The following is a 14,877-nucleotide window of genomic DNA, read 5'->3' as shown; positions in this document are numbered from 1 at the left end:
CGACTCAGACCTCGAAGTCGACTGCGGCGCGCGAAGCGACCACCGACCGCACGTAGGCGACGACCTCTTCGTGTGCCGGATGCACCTGGTACTCCTCCAGCGCGGCGATCGAATCGAAGTCCGCGACGAGTGTGACATCCCAGTTTGCGTCGGGGTAGGCGGCATTCGCGCCCGCCGAGATCGAGCGCAGCTGCGGCACGACGCCGTCGAGGGCGTTCAGTCGACGGGCGACCTCTGCGGCCTGCTCGGCACGCTCGCCGGCATCCTCTGCGGCCAGCTTCCAGGTGACGACGTGACGGATCATCGCGAATCCTTTCCCAGCGCGTCCTCCTGGACGGCCTCTTCGAGAGCCTCACGCAGCCGGTCGGCGGACAGCCGCCAGTGAGCGTGCAGGTCGCCGTCGATCAGCACGACGGGGATCTTCTCCCACCACAGCTCGTAGAGTGCGGGGTCGTCCTGGATCGATGCCTCGACGATCTCGATGCGCTCAGCCGCGGCATCCGGAAGCTCGGCGACCACCGCGTCGATGATCTCGGAGGCGACGTCGCACAGATGGCAGTCGGGCTTGCCGATGAGGGTCAGCGTGGTCACGCCGACGGCACCTCGACCGAGCGCCCCTGCGCGATCCACTCGCCCGTTCCGCCTTCGACGTTCGTCGCGTCGTAGCCGCGGGACTCGAGCGCCTCGACGACGCGAGCCGAACGGCCACCCGCCTGGCAGATCACGTCGAACGACTCGGACGGAAGCTCTTCGAGCCGATTGCCGATCTCGGACATCGGGATGTTCACGGCTCCCGGGACGTGCCCCGCGGCGAACTCATCGACCTCGCGGACGTCGATGAGCGGTGTGTTCGAGCGCTCGGCGAGCTCGGTGACGGTGATCGACTTCATGGCATGCTCCTGCGACGAGTGGGAAACCGGGGGTAGAGACACAAAGCGCCCGTCCGGAGACAGGCGCTCGTGTCTGGTCGCTTACTTCTTGTTGCGACGCTGGTGGCGAGTCTTACGAAGCAGCTTGCGGTGCTTCTTCTTCGCCATGCGCTTGCGGCGCTTCTTGATGACAGAACCCACGGAAACCTCGCTAAGTCAGTGGCTGGGTGTCGTCGGTGACAGACACCCGGGTACGGGCACGGAAAAATGCCTCGGATCAGTCTAGCAAATCGTGGAGCTCCTGCTGCACGCCTCTGCGAGACCGTCGCCGAGGGGTCAGCCCACGTCGGCGATGGGGCGCTGCAGCGCGTCGGCGACCGCGGACTCCGGAACCCGGAAACTGCGGCCGAAGCGGATGGCAGGCAGCTCCCCAGCGTGCACCATCCGATAGACGGTCATCTTCGACACGCGCATGAGCTCGGCGACCTCAGCCACCGTAAGGAACCGGACATCAGGAACCTCGGGCATCCCACGTACCCCTTTCTCGATTGTGCACACTCTATGGGGAACCTGGGACGCGTGTAAACCCATGTGGCCTGTGTGATCAGTGGGGATGCTCGATCACATGCACGCCGGCAGCCAGCCGGATGCTGCGCGTCAGACGCTCACCGCGGGCTCAGACGGTCTTCGCGGGCTTCGCGACCCGCTCACGCGCCTCGCGCAGCGCCTGTCTCTCGACTCTGCGCGCCGTTCGCAACGCCTTCTCGGCCTCGCGCACGGCCTTCTGCGCTTCCTTGAGGCGCCGGTCACCCGCGAGCTCGGCCGGCTCGATCGCGATCCAATCGGTGACTGGTTCGCGCGCACCACCATGGTCGAGCGAATCGATGTACGAGGAGACTCCGTCGAGGACGCGTTCCATGCCGAACCGGAAGGGATCGTCGGGCGACGTGAAGACTCCTGAGTCGATCGCTCGGCGGAGGGCGGGGAACTCATCCGCCGTGATCACCCGGTCATACAGCTCGGATTCGCGCACCGCCACCTCGTCGGGCGAGAGTCCACTGCCGCGGGACTGCTCGGTGTATCCGGCCTGCACGATCCCGCACCAGCGCGCATCGCCGGTCACGGCAAGCGCCACGGCCATACGCTCGTCTGCGGAGAGCGGGGTGCCCTCGAGCGCCTCCAGGCTCGCATCCAGCCACGCGGAGCTGTTCGGAGTGATCGGTGAGCCGTTGATCGGCAGCGACAGCATCCAGGGATGCCGCAGATAGAGAAGCACCTGCTCGGCATACAGCGCGAGCAGCCGGTCCCGCCAATGGCTGTGCTCGCGGATGGATTCCGGGGGCAGCCCGGTGGCCTGCTCCTGCATGAGAAGCAGAAGGTCGTCCTTCGCGCTGACATAGCGATAGAGGGACATCGGAGTGAAACCGAGCGCCGCCGCCACAGCAGCCATCGACACCGCGCCGATCCCCTCAGCGTCCGCCAGCTCGACAGCGGCGTCGACTATCCGCTCCACGCTCATCTCGCGTTTGGGGCCGCGCTGCGGACTGGCCGCGACGCCCCAAGCGAGAGCGATGCCGCGCGGCAGCTCCGGAGGCTCGATCTCAGTCATCCGATCATCCTACTTCTGTTTATGACGTAAACAGTGTGTTACCGTCATACACAGTTGCGTACGACGCACACAGTTTCGGCACCACTCATAGGCGCTCAGAAGGGAACGGACTGATGGCTCAGGCGATTGAGGTACGAGGGCTGCGCAAGGCCTTCGGCAGGAAGCGAGTCGTCGACGACCTCGACTTCTCGGTCTCTCGGGGTGAGGTCTTCGCACTGCTCGGACCTAACGGGGCGGGCAAGACCACCACGATCAGCATCCTTACGACGCTGACCACGGCAGACGCGGGAACGGCTCACGTGGCCGGGTTCGATACGAAGACCCAGCCTTCGGAGGTCCAACGCAGAATCAGCCTCACCGGACAATCCGCCGCCGTCGACGACGCACTGACCGGGATGGAGAACGTCGTGATGTTCGCGCGCCTGTCCGGCCTCAGCCGCGCCGACTCCGCACGGCGAGCCGCCGAGCTCATCGCACGCTTCGATCTGATGGAGTCCTCGACGCGCGTGGTGCGCACGTTCTCCGGCGGCATGCGTCGCCGCCTCGATCTCGCCGTGAGCTTCGTCGTCACGCCCGAGGTGCTGTTCCTCGATGAGCCGACCACGGGTCTGGACACCCGCAGTCGACGCGACCTCTGGGATCTCATCCGCACGATCGCCGCCGCGGGGACGACGGTCTTCCTCACCACCCAGTATCTGGAGGAGGCCGACCAGCTCGCCGACCGGATCGCCGTGCTGCACGACGGACGGATCGCCGCTCTCGGCACGCCGACTGAACTCAAGTCACGCATCGGAGGCGACACCGTCGAACTGCACGATCGCGAGGGGAATCTGGTCCGCGAGATACCCACGGACGGAGGCGTCGCGGACCTCCGCCGAGCGCTCGATCAGCTCGACCAGGACGGCGAGGACGGTGTCGTGACCCTCCGACGGCCGACCCTCGACGACGTCTTCCTCGCGGTCACGACATCGAGCGTCAGCGAGGAGCGCGCATGAACGCCACGGCCGCAGTCGCGGACACGAACGGCCCCGCACCGCTTCCGGCACCTCGACCGCGACTTCGCGGACTGACCGCCGAAAGCGTCTTCGTGGGGCGGAGCCTGCGCCATTCCCTGCGCGACGGCGAATCGCTGCTGATGGCAGTTCTGCTCCCTGTGATGCTCATGCTGATGTTCACGTGGGTCTTCGGCGGCGCGATCGACCCGTCCGGTGGCTACGTCGACTACGTCGTGCCCGGCATCATCCTCACGTGCGCCGGCTTCGGCGCCTCATCGACCGCCGTGTACGTCGCGAACGATATGCGCACGGGCATCATCGACCGCTTCCGCACCATGCCGTTGCGCGCGAGCGCAGTGCTCACCGGACACGTGGTGGCGAGTCTGCTGCGCAACCTCGTCGCGACGGCGATCGTCATCGCGGTCGGCATCCTCGTCGGCTTCCGCCCTGACGCGTCATTCGCAGAGTGGATCGCTCTGGCAGGACTGATCGCGCTCTACATTCTCGCGATCACCTATCTCTTCGCGGCGATCGGGCTCGCCGCCGGTACCCCCGAGGGCGCGAACGGCTACGGGTTCATCCTGCTCTTCATCCCCTACCTGTCCAGCGCCTTCGTCCCGGTCGCGAGCATGCCGTCGTGGTTGCAGCCCGTCGCGGCGAATCAGCCGATCACTCCGATCGTCGACACCATCCGCGGCCTGCTCACGCACGCACCGATGGGAACGGCGCCGTTCTGGGCGATCGGGTGGTGCCTGGCGATCCTGGTGTGCGCGGTGCTGTGGGGGACGTGGGTGTTCCGACGCAGGGGGGCACGGCGCTGAGCCCGCGTTCCGCCGGACCGGCTCTGGAGTCTCAGCCGAGACATAGGATGTATGCCGGATCCGCTCAGAATGCTCTGAGAAAGTGATCCCACGACTCACGATGGCACCATCCGAGTCCACGCGGGCTGGGGCCCGCGGCTTCGCCCCTGACGACACGCCCCCCGATCGTCAGGGGCGACGTGTGTCTGCAATCGCTGTCAGGCGCCGAGACGCTTGAGCGCGGTCTCGACGACGTGCTTCGCGGATGCGGCTGCACGACCGACGACCTCGGCGGCATGCGCAGCACTGCCGGGCAAGGGCTGTCCCGGGTAGTCGATGTCGGGCGCGTCGTCACCGTACGCGTCCATCAGGAACGGCACGAGCCAGTCATCGACGACCCCGAGAGGCTCGACGGCGAGGCTGTAGAAGCGACGCTGACCGTCTTCTCGCACACTGACGAGTTCCGCCTCTCGGAGCACCTTCAGATGCTTCGAGACGGTGGGCTGACTGATGCCCAGATCGGCGACGATCTGGCTGACGCTCGTTCCGGCGTCCCCTTCGGTGGTGCGACGCAGGAGGAGCTGGAGGATGTCTCGCCTCGTACCGTCTGCGATCACGTCGAAGATGTCCGTCATGTGATCAGGGTAGTCGTCCCCGGCACGGAGTACCATGACGAAGGCTCGGCGATCGACGTCGTGCAGCCGCGGTGCGTGGCGATGGGAAAGCGAAGGGGGACTCGATGTCGGGCATCGTTTCGGCGTCGTCACCTCGACAGCGGCTTCAGAACGCGGCGTCCTGGGGCAAGCACATCATCACGTCGTCGCCCTCGCGCTTCGCGATCGTGATCTTCGCCCTCCTGATCCTCGTCTTCACCGTGCTGCTCTCGCTGCCCATCGCATCGGCGACGCGCGAGGTCACGCCCCTCGCCGACGCCCTGTTCACCGCAGTCTCGACCATCTGCGTCACGGGGCTCGCGACCGTCGACATGGCGACGTACTGGTCGCCTTTCGGCCACGTGCTGATCTTCATCGGCGTGAACATCGGCGCCCTCGGGGTGCTCACTCTCGCCTCGCTGATGGGCATGCTGATCTCGAAACGACTGGGGCTGCGTGCCAAGCTCCTCGCTGCCGGAGACACGAACCCGCTTCGCGCGCACGGCGGCGTGGTCAATGAGAGCCAGACCGTGCGCCTCGGCGAGGTCGGACAACTGCTCACGACCGTCGCAGTCTCGGCTCTGATCATCGAGGGCGCGCTGGCGATCCTGCTCTACCCCGCACTCGTGATGGCCGGAGTCGAGCCGATCGCCGCGCTCTGGGAGGCGCCCTACTTCGCCGCGATGGCGTTCACCAACACGGGCTTCGCGCCGAACGCCGGCGGCGTCGCCGTGTTCGCCGACGACTACCTTGTTCTCACGCTACTGATGGTGGGAGTGTTCCTCGGCAGCATCGGGTTCCCGGTGATCTACACGCTGGCCAAGCACGTCTGGCACGTGAAGAAGTGGTCGCTGCACACCAAGCTCACCCTGGTCACCACGGTGCTGCTGTTCGTGCTCGGCGCCGCGGTGTTCCTGATCCTCGAGTACGCCAACCCGAAGACCTTCGGCTCGATGGATGCCGCGGATACGACCTTCCAGGCGTTCTTCCTCTCGGCGATGACTCGCTCGGGCGGCTTCAACGTCATCGAGATGGACGATCTGAACGGCTCGTCTCTGCTCGCGGCGAGCATGCTCATGTTCGTCGGCGGCGGCTCGGCGTCGACCGCCGGCGGTATCAAGGTGACCACCCTGGCCGTGCTCGCCATCGCCGTGTGGTCGGAGGCGAAGGGTCGCCAGTCGGTCGAGGCCTTCGGCCGGCGGATCCCGAGCGATGTGCAGCGCGTCGCGCTCAGTGTCGTGGCGTGGGGCGCCACCATCGTCGCGCTCTCGACGATCATCATCGCCCAGATCACCAAGGCCGACATCAGCCACGTCCTCTTCGACGTCATCTCGGCCTTCGCCACCGTCGGTCTCTCGACCGGTCTCACCGCCGAGCTCCCCGATGCCGGTTCATACGTGCTCGCGACCACCATCTTCATGGGGCGCGTTGGTACAGTGACTCTCGCCGCGGCGGTCGCCGCGACATCGCGAACGCAGTACTACTCACTGCCCGTGGAAAGGCCGATCGTTGGTTGAAGTCCTCCGGGGCGACGCGCCCGTACTCGTCATCGGTCTCGGCCGGTTCGGCGCCGCCTGTGCGGGCGAACTCGACCGCCTCGACCGCGAGGTGCTCGCGATCGACGACAACCTCGAGCTCGTGCAGAAGTGGTCGGACCGCGTCACGCACACCGTTCAGGCCGACGCCAAGAACATCGACGCCCTGCGACAGATCGGCGCTCAGGACTTCCAGGTCGCCGTCGTCGCCGTCGGTTCGTCCATCGAGGCGTCGGTGCTGATCACCGCGAACCTCGTCGACCTCAAGGTGCCGCAGATCTGGGCGAAGGCCGTCTCGCAGTCGCACGGCAAGATCCTCGCCCGCGTCGGTGCGAACCACGTGATCTACCCCGAGCGGGAAGCCGGAGAGCGCGTCGCGCACCTCGTCTCGGGCCGCATGCTCGACTTCATCCGCTTCGATGACGACTTCGTGCTGGCCAAGATGTACCCGCCGAAGTTCATCCGCGGAGTCGGTCTGAACGAGTCGGGCGTGCGCAGCAAGTACAAGGTCACGGTCGTCGGAGTGAAGAGCCCAGGCAAGCCGTTCCGCTACGCCGAGGCGAACACGATCGTCACCAACCACGACCTCATCATCGTCTCGGGAACCAACAGCGACATCGAGCGCTTCGCCGCCCTCGACCGCTGAGCGACACTCGCACGGTCCCGCGTCAGGCGTCGATATCGAGCGTCAGGTCGACGACGTCGTCGATCGTGACGCTCTCGCGGTCCTGAAGGACCTTCTTGATCGGGACGATGTATCCGCCGTCCTTCGGCCAGAGGGCGGTCGTCACGGTGGTGCTCCCGATCGTCACGGTTGCCGGGATCATCCCCCACCCGTAGGTGACGACGCTCGCCACGTCGCCGATCATCTCGCTCTCGGTTGGCGGCACGGTGACGAAATGGAACGGCGCGGGACCGCGCCAGAACCAGATCGCACCCGAGAACCGCAGCTGCATGTCAGGCTCCGGCTGCCAGTTCCTTCGCGCGAGCGAGGGCCGCGGCTGCCGCATCGGAGAAGGTGCGATCGAGGTGCGCGTCCTGCAGCACGGCGACCGCTCGCTCGGTGGTGCCCTTCGGACTCGTGACGCGCCGGCGAAGCTCGGACGGCTCCTCACCCGACGCGTCGAGCAGTGCGGTCGCCCCGATGAACGTCTGCTCGACCATGGTGCGCGCGTCCGTCTCGCTGAAGCCCATACCGACGGCGGCCTTCGTCAGCTCCTCGATCAGCAGGTAGACGTAGGCAGGACCCGAGCCCGAGATGGTCGACAGGGCATCGATCTGCGACTCGGGCACCTCGACGACTGCACCCACGGTCTCGAAGAGGCGGTGCACAAGCGCGAGATCGTCGGCGGAAGCCGCTGCTCCCTTGGCAAGACCGGTGACCCCCTTGCCGACCGTCGACGGAGTGTTCGGCATCGATCGGATGACGCGAACGGCCGCGCCGAGGTTGTCAGCGAAGGTCTGCAGGGTGACGCCTGCCGCGAGGCTCACGACGATCGCGTCGTCGGCGAGATGCGGTGCGATCTCGCGCAGCAGATCGGGCACCATCGCGGGCTTCACGCCTACCAGGACGATGCGCGCCTTCGCCGCCGCTTCGGCATTGCCATCGGCGGTCTCGGAGAGCGCGATGCTCGTCACGCCGTCGAGCTCTGCAAGCGCCGCCGCCTTCTCGGTCGTGCGGTTCGTGGCGATGATGCCGCCGTCGATCCGGATTCCCGATGCGACCACTCCCCGGAGGATCGCACCGCCCATCGAACCGGCACCGAGGAAAGCGAGAGCGGGAAGAGAGTCAGCCATGTCGTCATCCTACGGCGGGCGCACCCGGCGACAGCGGGCAAGCGGATCTAGACTCGACGCATGAGTGCATCCGGCGGCGGCAAGGCCATTCTCGCGGCGTTTCTGGCGAACCTGGGCATCGCCCTGGCGAAGTTCGTGGCATGGGCGCTCTCAGGATCCGCCTCGATGCTCGCCGAGGCGATCCACTCGGTCGCCGATTCCGGAAACCAACTGCTGCTGATGCTGGGCGGCCGGAAGGCGAAGCGAGAGGCCGACCGGGCGCACCCCTTCGGCTACGGGCGTGAGCGGTACGTCTACGCGTTCGTCGTGTCGATCATCCTGTTCTCGGTCGGTGGGCTGTTCGCCATCTACGAGGCGATCGACAAGCTCACCCACCCGCACGAGCTCGATGCGACCTGGTGGTGGCTCCCGATCGTCGTGCTCGTGGTCGCTATCGGACTCGAATCGTTCTCTCTGCGCACCGCGGTCAAGGAGAGCAACCTCGTCCGCGACGAGGGCCAGTCCTGGGTGTCGTTCGTCCGGCGCGCGAAGGCGCCGGAGCTGCCCGTCGTGCTGCTGGAGGACGTCGGAGCCCTCACCGGACTGACGTTCGCCCTGCTCGGGGTCGGTCTGACCGTGATCACCGGGAACCCGGTCTTCGACGCCCTCGGCACGCTGATGATCGGCATCCTGCTGGTGCTGATCGCCATCGTGCTCGGAGTTGAGACCAAGAGCCTTCTCGTGGGCGAGGGCGCCACGCCCGCCGATCACGACCGCATCGTCGACGCGATCAACGCGGGTGACGAGATCGAGAAGATCATTCACATGAAGACGCTGTATCTCGGGCCCGATGAGCTGATGGTCGCGGCGAAGATCGCGCTCAACGCCGACAAGCCGCTGCGCGAGGCTGCGGTCGACATCGATGCGATCGAGGCCCGGATCCGCGAGGCTGTTCCGACTGCCCGGGTCATCTACATCGAACCCGACGTGTACCGACCGTCGCTCGACCCCGAGCCCTCCACTGACGTCTTCGTGCTCAAGTCATCCGACTGAACGCGGTCGCTCGGCTCAGCCGCGCTGTTGGGCCTCTCCGCCGATTCAGCGGCGCTGCTCGAAGAAGTCGCGCAGCAGCGCGGTGGCGGCGTGCGTGTCGACCCCTCCGATGACCTCCGCTCGGTGAGGAAGACGGCGGTCACGGAGCACGTCGTACATGGACCCTGCCGCGCCCGCCTTCTCGTCCCAGGCGCCGAAAACCACGCGCCCGACTCTCGCCTGCAGGATCGCCCCCGCGCACATGACACAGGGTTCCAGCGTCACCACGAGAGTGTGGCCTTCGAGGTTCCATGAGCCGACGGACGCTGCCGCTGCGCGCAGCGCCTCGATCTCGGCGTGCCCGGTCGGATCGTGCGTCGCCTCGCGGTTGTTGCGGCCCTCGGCGACGATGCGACCCTCAGCGTCGAGCACCACGGCGCCGACGGGGATCTCGGACGCCGCCGCGGCTTCGGCCGCGAGCTCGAGCGCGCGGCCCATCGCGATCTGGTCGGCGGCAGTCATGCGTCGAGCCTACCGACAGAGGAGTGAGCCGCTCACGGCATCCGATGTCGTGCGGGAGCGTCCGGCGCATTACCCTGTATCCATGCGTGTCCACGTCGCCGACCACCCTCTCGTCACTCACAAGCTGTCGGTCCTGCGCGACCACCGCACACCGTCACCCGTCTTCCGCCAGCTGACCGAGGAGCTCGTGACCCTCCTCGCTTACGAGGCGACGCGCAACGTGAAGGTCAGCCCGATCGAGATCACCACTCCGGTGACGACGACGATGGGCGTGAAGATCTCCGAGCCGCGTCCGATCGTCGTGCCCATCCTCCGCGCAGGGCTCGGGATGCTCGAGGGCCTCGTCAAGCTGCTGCCGACCGCAGAGGTCGGCTTCCTCGGCATGGTCCGTGACGAGACGACATTCGAGCCGACGACCTACGCCGAGCGTCTTCCCGACGACCTGAGCGACCGCCAGTGCTTCGCGATCGACCCGATGCTGGCCACCGGCGGCTCGCTGGCGGCCGCGATCCAGTTCCTCTTCGACCGCGGGGCCAAGGACGTCACGGCGATCTGCCTGCTGGGCACGCCTGAGGGCGTCGCCGCCATCGAGGCGCTCGTCGGCGACCGCGACGTCACACTCGTGCTCGGAGCTCTCGATGAGCGCCTGAACGAGAAGGGCTACATCGTCCCCGGTCTCGGCGACGCCGGCGACCGCCTGTACGGCACGGTCTGACGCGCGCCGCCCCGCCTGCCCACCCCTCCCGTCGGCCCACCGCTCCCGTCGGCCAGGCTCACACCCTCAGCAGGTAGGCGCGTTCGTCTCCGTAGTGCGTGAAGCCGGCTCTTGCGAGGATCGGTGCGGACGTCGCTGTGCGACCTTTGACGAGCGCGGTGGTCGCCCCGAGTGATGCGCTCACGCGCAGGCGTTCGGCCAGGACTGCTCTGTAAGCGCCTCGGCCACGAGCCGCCTCGAGCGTCGCGGCGCCCCAGAGCCGAGAGAAACCATCGACGATCGTGCATCCGCCGGTGCTCACCGCCAGGCCATTGAGGCGCGCGAGCACACGGACGTGCGTTCCTGCCTCGAACCCCGACACCACTTCGTCGAGTTCCGTCCTGAGGCCCGCTTCATCGAGTGGCTGCTGCTGCCAGACGGGGACGTTGATCGCGTCGACCTCGCGCACCTGGTCGATCGTGCGCACGACCTCTGCTGTGGACTCCGGTGGAACGTCGATGGCAGCGCCGTCGATCTCGCGGGCGAACACCGCGACCGTGTCGATGTGCTCGGCTCCGCGGCGACGGATCTCCTCTTCGAGATCGGGGCGATCGGATCCGTTGGTCCAGAACCGGAGCTCGCGCTCGCCCCAGGCTTTGGTGCGAGCGATGGCGCGATCGAGGACCGCCGCCGCATCGGAGTCGGAGTCGACCTGCGATGCTCGCACGCCGCCGCCGAATCGCGCGGGATACCGCACCAGTTGCAGATCGGTCTTCTCGTGCTCGCTGTCGCGAGGAAACCACACCCATGCAGCGGAGGCTCGCAGGATCTCGTCCCTCGTGTGCATCGTGATGTCTCCCATGGTGCGGCGTCAGCCCGCCGCACCGACGAGTCGGGCGAAGGCGCTCAGACGCGCCACGCCTTCGGGCGTGCGGGGAAGATCGTCGAGCAGCGCCGGCGAGTGGATCAGGTACGCCGCGACCTGGGCTCTCGAGATCGCCACATTGAGTCGATTCTGGAGCAGCAGGAACTCCGGGCCGCGCGGGGCGTCGCGCCCGCTGGATGCGGCGAGCGACGTGATCGAGACCACAGCCTCCTTGCCCTGGAAGTTGTCGACGGTGCCGACGGGCACATCCGGGAAGCCGGCCGCTGCGAGTGTGTCGAGAACGAGCTGCCGCTGCGCGTTATAGGGCGCGACCACGATGATGTCGCTCTGCGCGAGAGGCCGCACCGTGGAATCCGTATCGTTGTCGGTGAAAGGGCGACCGACGAGATCTCGCACCAGTGCCACGACCTCTGCCGCCTCTTCTGGCGACTGTGTGGCATTGCCACGATGACGGAGCGGAACGATATGCAGCCCTGGGTCGATCCCCTCGAGCGACCTCAGCTCGGTGCCGGGGGCCGATGCCAGCTGGCCGGCGTAGGCGAGCTTCGATACCGGGGCGGCGACGTGCGGGTGCATCCGCCAGGACCGCGCCAGGAAGTAGCCGTAGTCGGGTCTGACGACCGGATCGCCCTCCATGACCCACCCGAGCGCGGAGGTGTCGACGGGCTCGGGGTGTGCTCCCTGGCTCACCTGCGGAAGCTGTTGAGGGTCGCCGAGCAGCAGCAGCCGCTGAGCACCGGCGGCCACAGCGATCGTGGAGGCGAGGGAGAACTGGCCCGCCTCGTCGACCACGAGCAGGTCGAGGCCCCCTCGCTCCACGCGCGACGTGTTGCTGAAGTCCCAGGCCGTGCCTCCGACGACCGCCCCCTGCTGCGCGTGCTCGCCCAGGAACGATGCCATTCCGTTCTTCGGGATCACGGTGTACGACGGATCGACCGAGGGGTCCTTCGGCGCTTTCGCGACCTGCGCCGCGGGGACGCCGTCGGCGACCACGCGCTCGAGCAGGTTCTCGATGATCGCGTGCGACTGCGCCACCACGCCGATGGTGAAGCCGTGGTCGTTGACAAGGCGCGCGATCACCTGAGAGCCCGTGTAGGTCTTGCCCGTGCCCGGAGGGCCCTGTACGGCGAGATAACTGCGGTCGAGGTCGAGGATCCCGCGCACGATCGCTTCGATCGTGTCGTCGCCTTTCGCCGGCAGCGGGCCGCCTGAGATCGTGCGCGGCGGTATGCGACGCAGGATGTCGGTCGCCGCGTCGTGCGGGAAACCCGGCGCGGCAGCGTGCACGGTATCGGCCCACTCGTCGATCGCGCCCTGCAGCGAGACGACACGCGGAGGCGCCGCCGGGGTCAGAGCGAGCGGCAGATCATCCCACGTCTGCCCCTGAACCGCCGTCTCCGTGATCAGGTATCCGTCGTCGAGCACCTCGGCGACCGTGACCGTGTGCGGCACGTGCACGGCCCGAGACGGCACCTCGGTGTCGAACGGCGCCGGAACGGGGTAGAGCGCGAACGGCTGGGATCCGACACCGAGCGTGGTGCCCGGCGAGACCTCGCCGCGGATCTCGAGGTCACGCGACATCACTCGACGCCCCTCGGCGACACTCCACTCACGCCGGACCGCCGACGAGGTGCGGTCGACCCTCACCACGTCGCGCGTGCCGTCCCACATGGTGACCGGCTCGCGGAGTCGCTGGAAGTGCGACACCCAGAAGCTCTTCGCCTCGCGGGGGAAATAGTCGATCGCGGCGGCCGCGATGCGATGCACCTGCCCGTCTTCACCCGCATCGACCGCGCGCTCTGCGTCGGCGAGCAGAGCCACCGACCGCGGAGACGGCTCATAGATCACCTCGTCGGCCTCGTCGGGCGGCGCGGGATTCACCCCCTCCTTCTTCGCGATCTCGATCAGCCAATTGCGCAGGCGCCTGGTCGACACGCAGTCGTAGCGGTTGTAGTCGGCGAGATCGGCGAACACCGCCTCGGCGTCCGCCTGCTCGCCCGCGGCGGCGAGCTCACGCGCCGCGACGTACTGGACGATCGAGTCGTCGCCCTTCTGGACATCGCTCGTGCGCACGTCCTCCCCCATGTACAGAGGCTCGAGCTTCTTGATCGAGTACGACCGCGATCCCACCCGCACGGTGCGCAGCACCAGTGGATAGAGGTCGACGAACACCCCCTCGCGCAGCAGCCGATCGATCTCGCCCTCGCGCACACCGTGTCGTGCCGCCATGGCCACGAGGTGGGACGTCTCATACGGGGCGTAGTGGTAGATGTGCATGCCGGGGTGCGCGGCGCGGCGCACCTTCACGAAGTCGAGGAATCGCTCGAACGCCTCGCGCTCAGCGGCGAAGTCATGCGCCCAGAGCGCGGTGTACTGGTCGGTGTTGTCTACCCAACCGAAGAGGTAGTCGATGCCCCAGTGCGCCTGGCCGTCCGGTGCGGGTTCGGTGTAGAGGGGGTCACCCTCGAAGTCGAAGAAGATGTCACCGTGGCTCGGCACGGGCAGCGTGTGGATCGCCGCCGCGTAGTGCACTTCATAGGTCGGTGCGCCCTCGGCATCCGCCCTCAGCTGCAGCTGAGCCTGCGCGCGCAGCGTCTCGAAGGTGTCGGTGTTCATGCCTTCCGGAACATCGGTCGCCGCCGCCAGCGCGTCGATCGTCTCGATGCCTGCCGTGCGCAGCCGCGCGCGCTGCACCGGCCGCATCCGCGCGACCATAAGCAGATCGCGATTCGCGATCACCTGCTCTTCGCAGGTCGCGCAGCGACCGCACGCCACGATCTCGAGGTCGCCGCGGTCGTCGCCCCACGCGAGCGCCGCGTCGGAGGATGGATCGTCGATCCTGCGGTCAGCGATCAGCGCACGCAAGCGGGCCCTTCTCACCTGAAAGAGCGGGAGAAGGTCATCGACCGAATGGGTGCTGGTCGATCCGTCGCCGAGCAGGAGATCGACCTCGTCGGACCGAGGGATGCCGAGCCGGTCGAGCTGGTCGACGTATGCCGCGAGCTGCATGAGAGCTGTCACCCTGGCCTTGCGGGCGAGCTTGGAATCCTGCACCCGCCAGCGCCCGTCGTCATCGCGCTTCAGGAAATCGGCGAACCCGACGAACTCCGGGGTCGCGAACGCCGCCTGGAACAAGACGACGGCGTCGGACCCGAGCGCCTGCACCGTCTCGTCGACGGCTGCCGCGAGAGCCTCGGCGTCGACCGACGAGACCTTCTCGACGCGGTGCACGCGATCGTCGCCGAGATCATCGATGTAGCGCTCGAGGACGTTCTGCTCGTGGACGTCTCCGAGCAGCGCGGCGCGCGCGAGGGTCGCGTCTTCAGGCTCTTCGACAGCCGGCACACGGCCGAGCTTGGCGTCGATCGCCCGACACCACGCGAACTCGCATTCGGCGGCCGCCTTGAGGTCGCTCGCGCTCCAGATGACGCGCTGCGCCTGAGTGTCGATCCGCACGTTGCTCCCGTTCTCTCGGATGCTTCGACACTAGCCGCGGCATCAGACAC

Annotated in this window: 18 protein-coding genes; 6 read left to right on the top strand and 12 right to left on the bottom strand. The window is 67.3% G+C overall.

The window, feature by feature from the left end; all coding sequences use genetic code 11:
- Positions 1-4 precede the first annotated feature (4 nt).
- The 6 genes from ASF63_RS15070 to ASF63_RS15050 all read right to left on the bottom strand — a co-directional run bounded on the left by ASF63_RS15070 (position 5) and on the right by ASF63_RS15050 (position 2,478).
- Positions 5-304, bottom strand: a complete 300-nt coding sequence (locus ASF63_RS15070) for a Dabb family protein (RefSeq protein ID WP_056515786.1) — start codon at positions 302-304, stop codon at positions 5-7.
- On the bottom strand, positions 301-591 hold the full coding sequence (locus ASF63_RS15065; protein ID WP_056309447.1) for a glutaredoxin family protein: 291 nt from the start codon (positions 589-591) through the stop codon (positions 301-303). The genes ASF63_RS15070 and ASF63_RS15065 overlap by 4 nt, the downstream gene beginning before the upstream one ends.
- Positions 588-890: a rhodanese-like domain-containing protein gene (locus ASF63_RS15060; protein ID WP_056309450.1), complete on the bottom strand. Its 303-nt coding sequence runs from the start codon at positions 888-890 to the stop codon at positions 588-590. The genes ASF63_RS15065 and ASF63_RS15060 overlap by 4 nt, the downstream gene beginning before the upstream one ends.
- A gap of 81 nt (positions 891-971) precedes the next feature.
- Positions 972-1,070: a 30S ribosomal protein bS22 gene (locus ASF63_RS18895; RefSeq protein ID WP_003792170.1), complete on the bottom strand. Its 99-nt coding sequence runs from the start codon at positions 1,068-1,070 to the stop codon at positions 972-974.
- Positions 1,071-1,205: 135 nt separating this feature from the next.
- Positions 1,206-1,397, bottom strand: coding sequence for a helix-turn-helix domain-containing protein (locus tag ASF63_RS15055; RefSeq protein WP_042538977.1), 192 nt, complete (start codon positions 1,395-1,397; stop codon positions 1,206-1,208).
- A 148-nt stretch (positions 1,398-1,545) separates the two neighbouring features.
- A complete protein-coding gene (locus ASF63_RS15050) occupies positions 1,546-2,478 on the bottom strand; it encodes a TetR/AcrR family transcriptional regulator (RefSeq protein ID WP_056515784.1) in 933 nt (310 codons plus the stop codon).
- Positions 2,479-2,591: 113 nt separating this feature from the next.
- On the opposite strand from ASF63_RS15050, the gene ASF63_RS15045 reads away from it, so the two are divergent.
- Both ASF63_RS15045 and ASF63_RS15040 read left to right on the top strand, forming a co-directional pair.
- The gene (locus tag ASF63_RS15045; protein WP_056515781.1) at positions 2,592-3,473 is read left to right on the top strand and encodes an ATP-binding cassette domain-containing protein; all 882 of its coding nucleotides are present in this window, start codon (positions 2,592-2,594) and stop codon (positions 3,471-3,473) included.
- Complete coding sequence (locus ASF63_RS15040) at positions 3,470-4,294, top strand: ABC transporter permease (RefSeq protein WP_056515778.1); 825 nt, start codon at positions 3,470-3,472, stop codon at positions 4,292-4,294. The genes ASF63_RS15045 and ASF63_RS15040 overlap by 4 nt, the downstream gene beginning before the upstream one ends.
- 197 nt (positions 4,295-4,491) lie before the next feature.
- Here the strand turns inward: ASF63_RS15040 and ASF63_RS15035 are convergent, their stop codons facing one another.
- Complete coding sequence (locus tag ASF63_RS15035) at positions 4,492-4,908, bottom strand: ArsR/SmtB family transcription factor (protein WP_056516323.1); 417 nt, start codon at positions 4,906-4,908, stop codon at positions 4,492-4,494.
- A 104-nt stretch (positions 4,909-5,012) separates the two neighbouring features.
- On the opposite strand from ASF63_RS15035, the gene ASF63_RS15030 reads away from it, so the two are divergent.
- Positions 5,013-6,443, top strand: a complete 1,431-nt coding sequence (locus tag ASF63_RS15030; protein WP_056515776.1) for a TrkH family potassium uptake protein — start codon at positions 5,013-5,015, stop codon at positions 6,441-6,443.
- Positions 6,436-7,107, top strand: coding sequence for a potassium channel family protein (locus ASF63_RS15025; protein WP_047520565.1), 672 nt, complete (start codon positions 6,436-6,438; stop codon positions 7,105-7,107). The genes ASF63_RS15030 and ASF63_RS15025 overlap by 8 nt, the downstream gene beginning before the upstream one ends.
- 22 nt (positions 7,108-7,129) lie before the next feature.
- Here ASF63_RS15025 and ASF63_RS15020 read toward each other — a convergent pair whose 3' ends face one another.
- On the bottom strand, positions 7,130-7,417 hold the full coding sequence (locus ASF63_RS15020) for a DUF1905 domain-containing protein (RefSeq protein ID WP_056515773.1): 288 nt from the start codon (positions 7,415-7,417) through the stop codon (positions 7,130-7,132).
- 1 nt (position 7,418) lies between these two features.
- Positions 7,419-8,258: a pyrroline-5-carboxylate reductase gene (proC, locus tag ASF63_RS15015; protein WP_056515762.1), complete on the bottom strand. Its 840-nt coding sequence runs from the start codon at positions 8,256-8,258 to the stop codon at positions 7,419-7,421.
- 60 nt (positions 8,259-8,318) lie between these two features.
- Between proC and ASF63_RS15010 the strand changes: the two genes are divergently transcribed.
- Positions 8,319-9,290 carry a cation diffusion facilitator family transporter gene (locus tag ASF63_RS15010; protein WP_056515760.1) on the top strand — a complete coding sequence of 324 codons (972 nt, stop codon included), beginning with the start codon at positions 8,319-8,321 and terminating at the stop codon, positions 9,288-9,290.
- A gap of 45 nt (positions 9,291-9,335) precedes the next feature.
- Here the strand turns inward: ASF63_RS15010 and tadA are convergent, their stop codons facing one another.
- Positions 9,336-9,791, bottom strand: a complete 456-nt coding sequence (gene tadA / locus ASF63_RS15005; protein ID WP_056515757.1) for a tRNA adenosine(34) deaminase TadA — start codon at positions 9,789-9,791, stop codon at positions 9,336-9,338.
- 82 nt (positions 9,792-9,873) lie between these two features.
- On the opposite strand from tadA, the gene upp reads away from it, so the two are divergent.
- On the top strand, positions 9,874-10,506 hold the full coding sequence (upp, locus tag ASF63_RS15000) for a uracil phosphoribosyltransferase (protein ID WP_056515754.1): 633 nt from the start codon (positions 9,874-9,876) through the stop codon (positions 10,504-10,506).
- A 58-nt stretch (positions 10,507-10,564) separates the two neighbouring features.
- On the opposite strand, the gene ASF63_RS14995 is transcribed toward upp, so the two are convergent.
- Positions 10,565-11,332: a hypothetical protein gene (locus ASF63_RS14995; RefSeq protein WP_235560810.1), complete on the bottom strand. Its 768-nt coding sequence runs from the start codon at positions 11,330-11,332 to the stop codon at positions 10,565-10,567.
- 24 nt (positions 11,333-11,356) lie between these two features.
- Positions 11,357-14,827: a TM0106 family RecB-like putative nuclease gene (locus ASF63_RS14990; protein WP_082478226.1), complete on the bottom strand. Its 3,471-nt coding sequence runs from the start codon at positions 14,825-14,827 to the stop codon at positions 11,357-11,359.
- Positions 14,828-14,877 lie beyond the last annotated feature (50 nt).

This window comes from Microbacterium sp. Leaf320 (assembly GCF_001423485.1).
GTDB lineage: Bacteria > Actinomycetota > Actinomycetes > Actinomycetales > Microbacteriaceae > Microbacterium.
The sequence above is the reverse complement of the archived record's forward strand: the minus strand, read 5'-3'. Positions and strand labels throughout refer to the sequence as shown.

Coding starts and splice junctions, on each gene's coding strand:
- ASF63_RS15070 (WP_056515786.1), bottom strand. CDS start 304: ATGATCCGTCACGTCGTCACCTGGAAGCTGGCCGCAGAGGATGCCGGC.
- ASF63_RS15060 (WP_056309450.1), bottom strand. CDS start 890: ATGAAGTCGATCACCGTCACCGAGCTCGCCGAGCGCTCGAACACACCG.
- ASF63_RS15055 (WP_042538977.1), bottom strand. CDS start 1,397: ATGCCCGAGGTTCCTGATGTCCGGTTCCTTACGGTGGCTGAGGTCGCC.
- ASF63_RS15050 (WP_056515784.1), bottom strand. CDS start 2,478: ATGACTGAGATCGAGCCTCCGGAGCTGCCGCGCGGCATCGCTCTCGCT.
- ASF63_RS15045 (WP_056515781.1), top strand. CDS start 2,592: ATGGCTCAGGCGATTGAGGTACGAGGGCTGCGCAAGGCCTTCGGCAGG.
- ASF63_RS15040 (WP_056515778.1), top strand. CDS start 3,470: ATGAACGCCACGGCCGCAGTCGCGGACACGAACGGCCCCGCACCGCTT.
- ASF63_RS15035 (WP_056516323.1), bottom strand. CDS start 4,908: ATGACGGACATCTTCGACGTGATCGCAGACGGTACGAGGCGAGACATC.
- ASF63_RS15030 (WP_056515776.1), top strand. CDS start 5,013: ATGTCGGGCATCGTTTCGGCGTCGTCACCTCGACAGCGGCTTCAGAAC.
- ASF63_RS15020 (WP_056515773.1), bottom strand. CDS start 7,417: ATGCAGCTGCGGTTCTCGGGTGCGATCTGGTTCTGGCGCGGTCCCGCG.
- proC (WP_056515762.1), bottom strand. CDS start 8,258: ATGGCTGACTCTCTTCCCGCTCTCGCTTTCCTCGGTGCCGGTTCGATG.
- ASF63_RS15010 (WP_056515760.1), top strand. CDS start 8,319: ATGAGTGCATCCGGCGGCGGCAAGGCCATTCTCGCGGCGTTTCTGGCG.
- tadA (WP_056515757.1), bottom strand. CDS start 9,791: ATGACTGCCGCCGACCAGATCGCGATGGGCCGCGCGCTCGAGCTCGCG.
- upp (WP_056515754.1), top strand. CDS start 9,874: ATGCGTGTCCACGTCGCCGACCACCCTCTCGTCACTCACAAGCTGTCG.
- ASF63_RS14995 (WP_235560810.1), bottom strand. CDS start 11,332: ATGCACACGAGGGACGAGATCCTGCGAGCCTCCGCTGCATGGGTGTGG.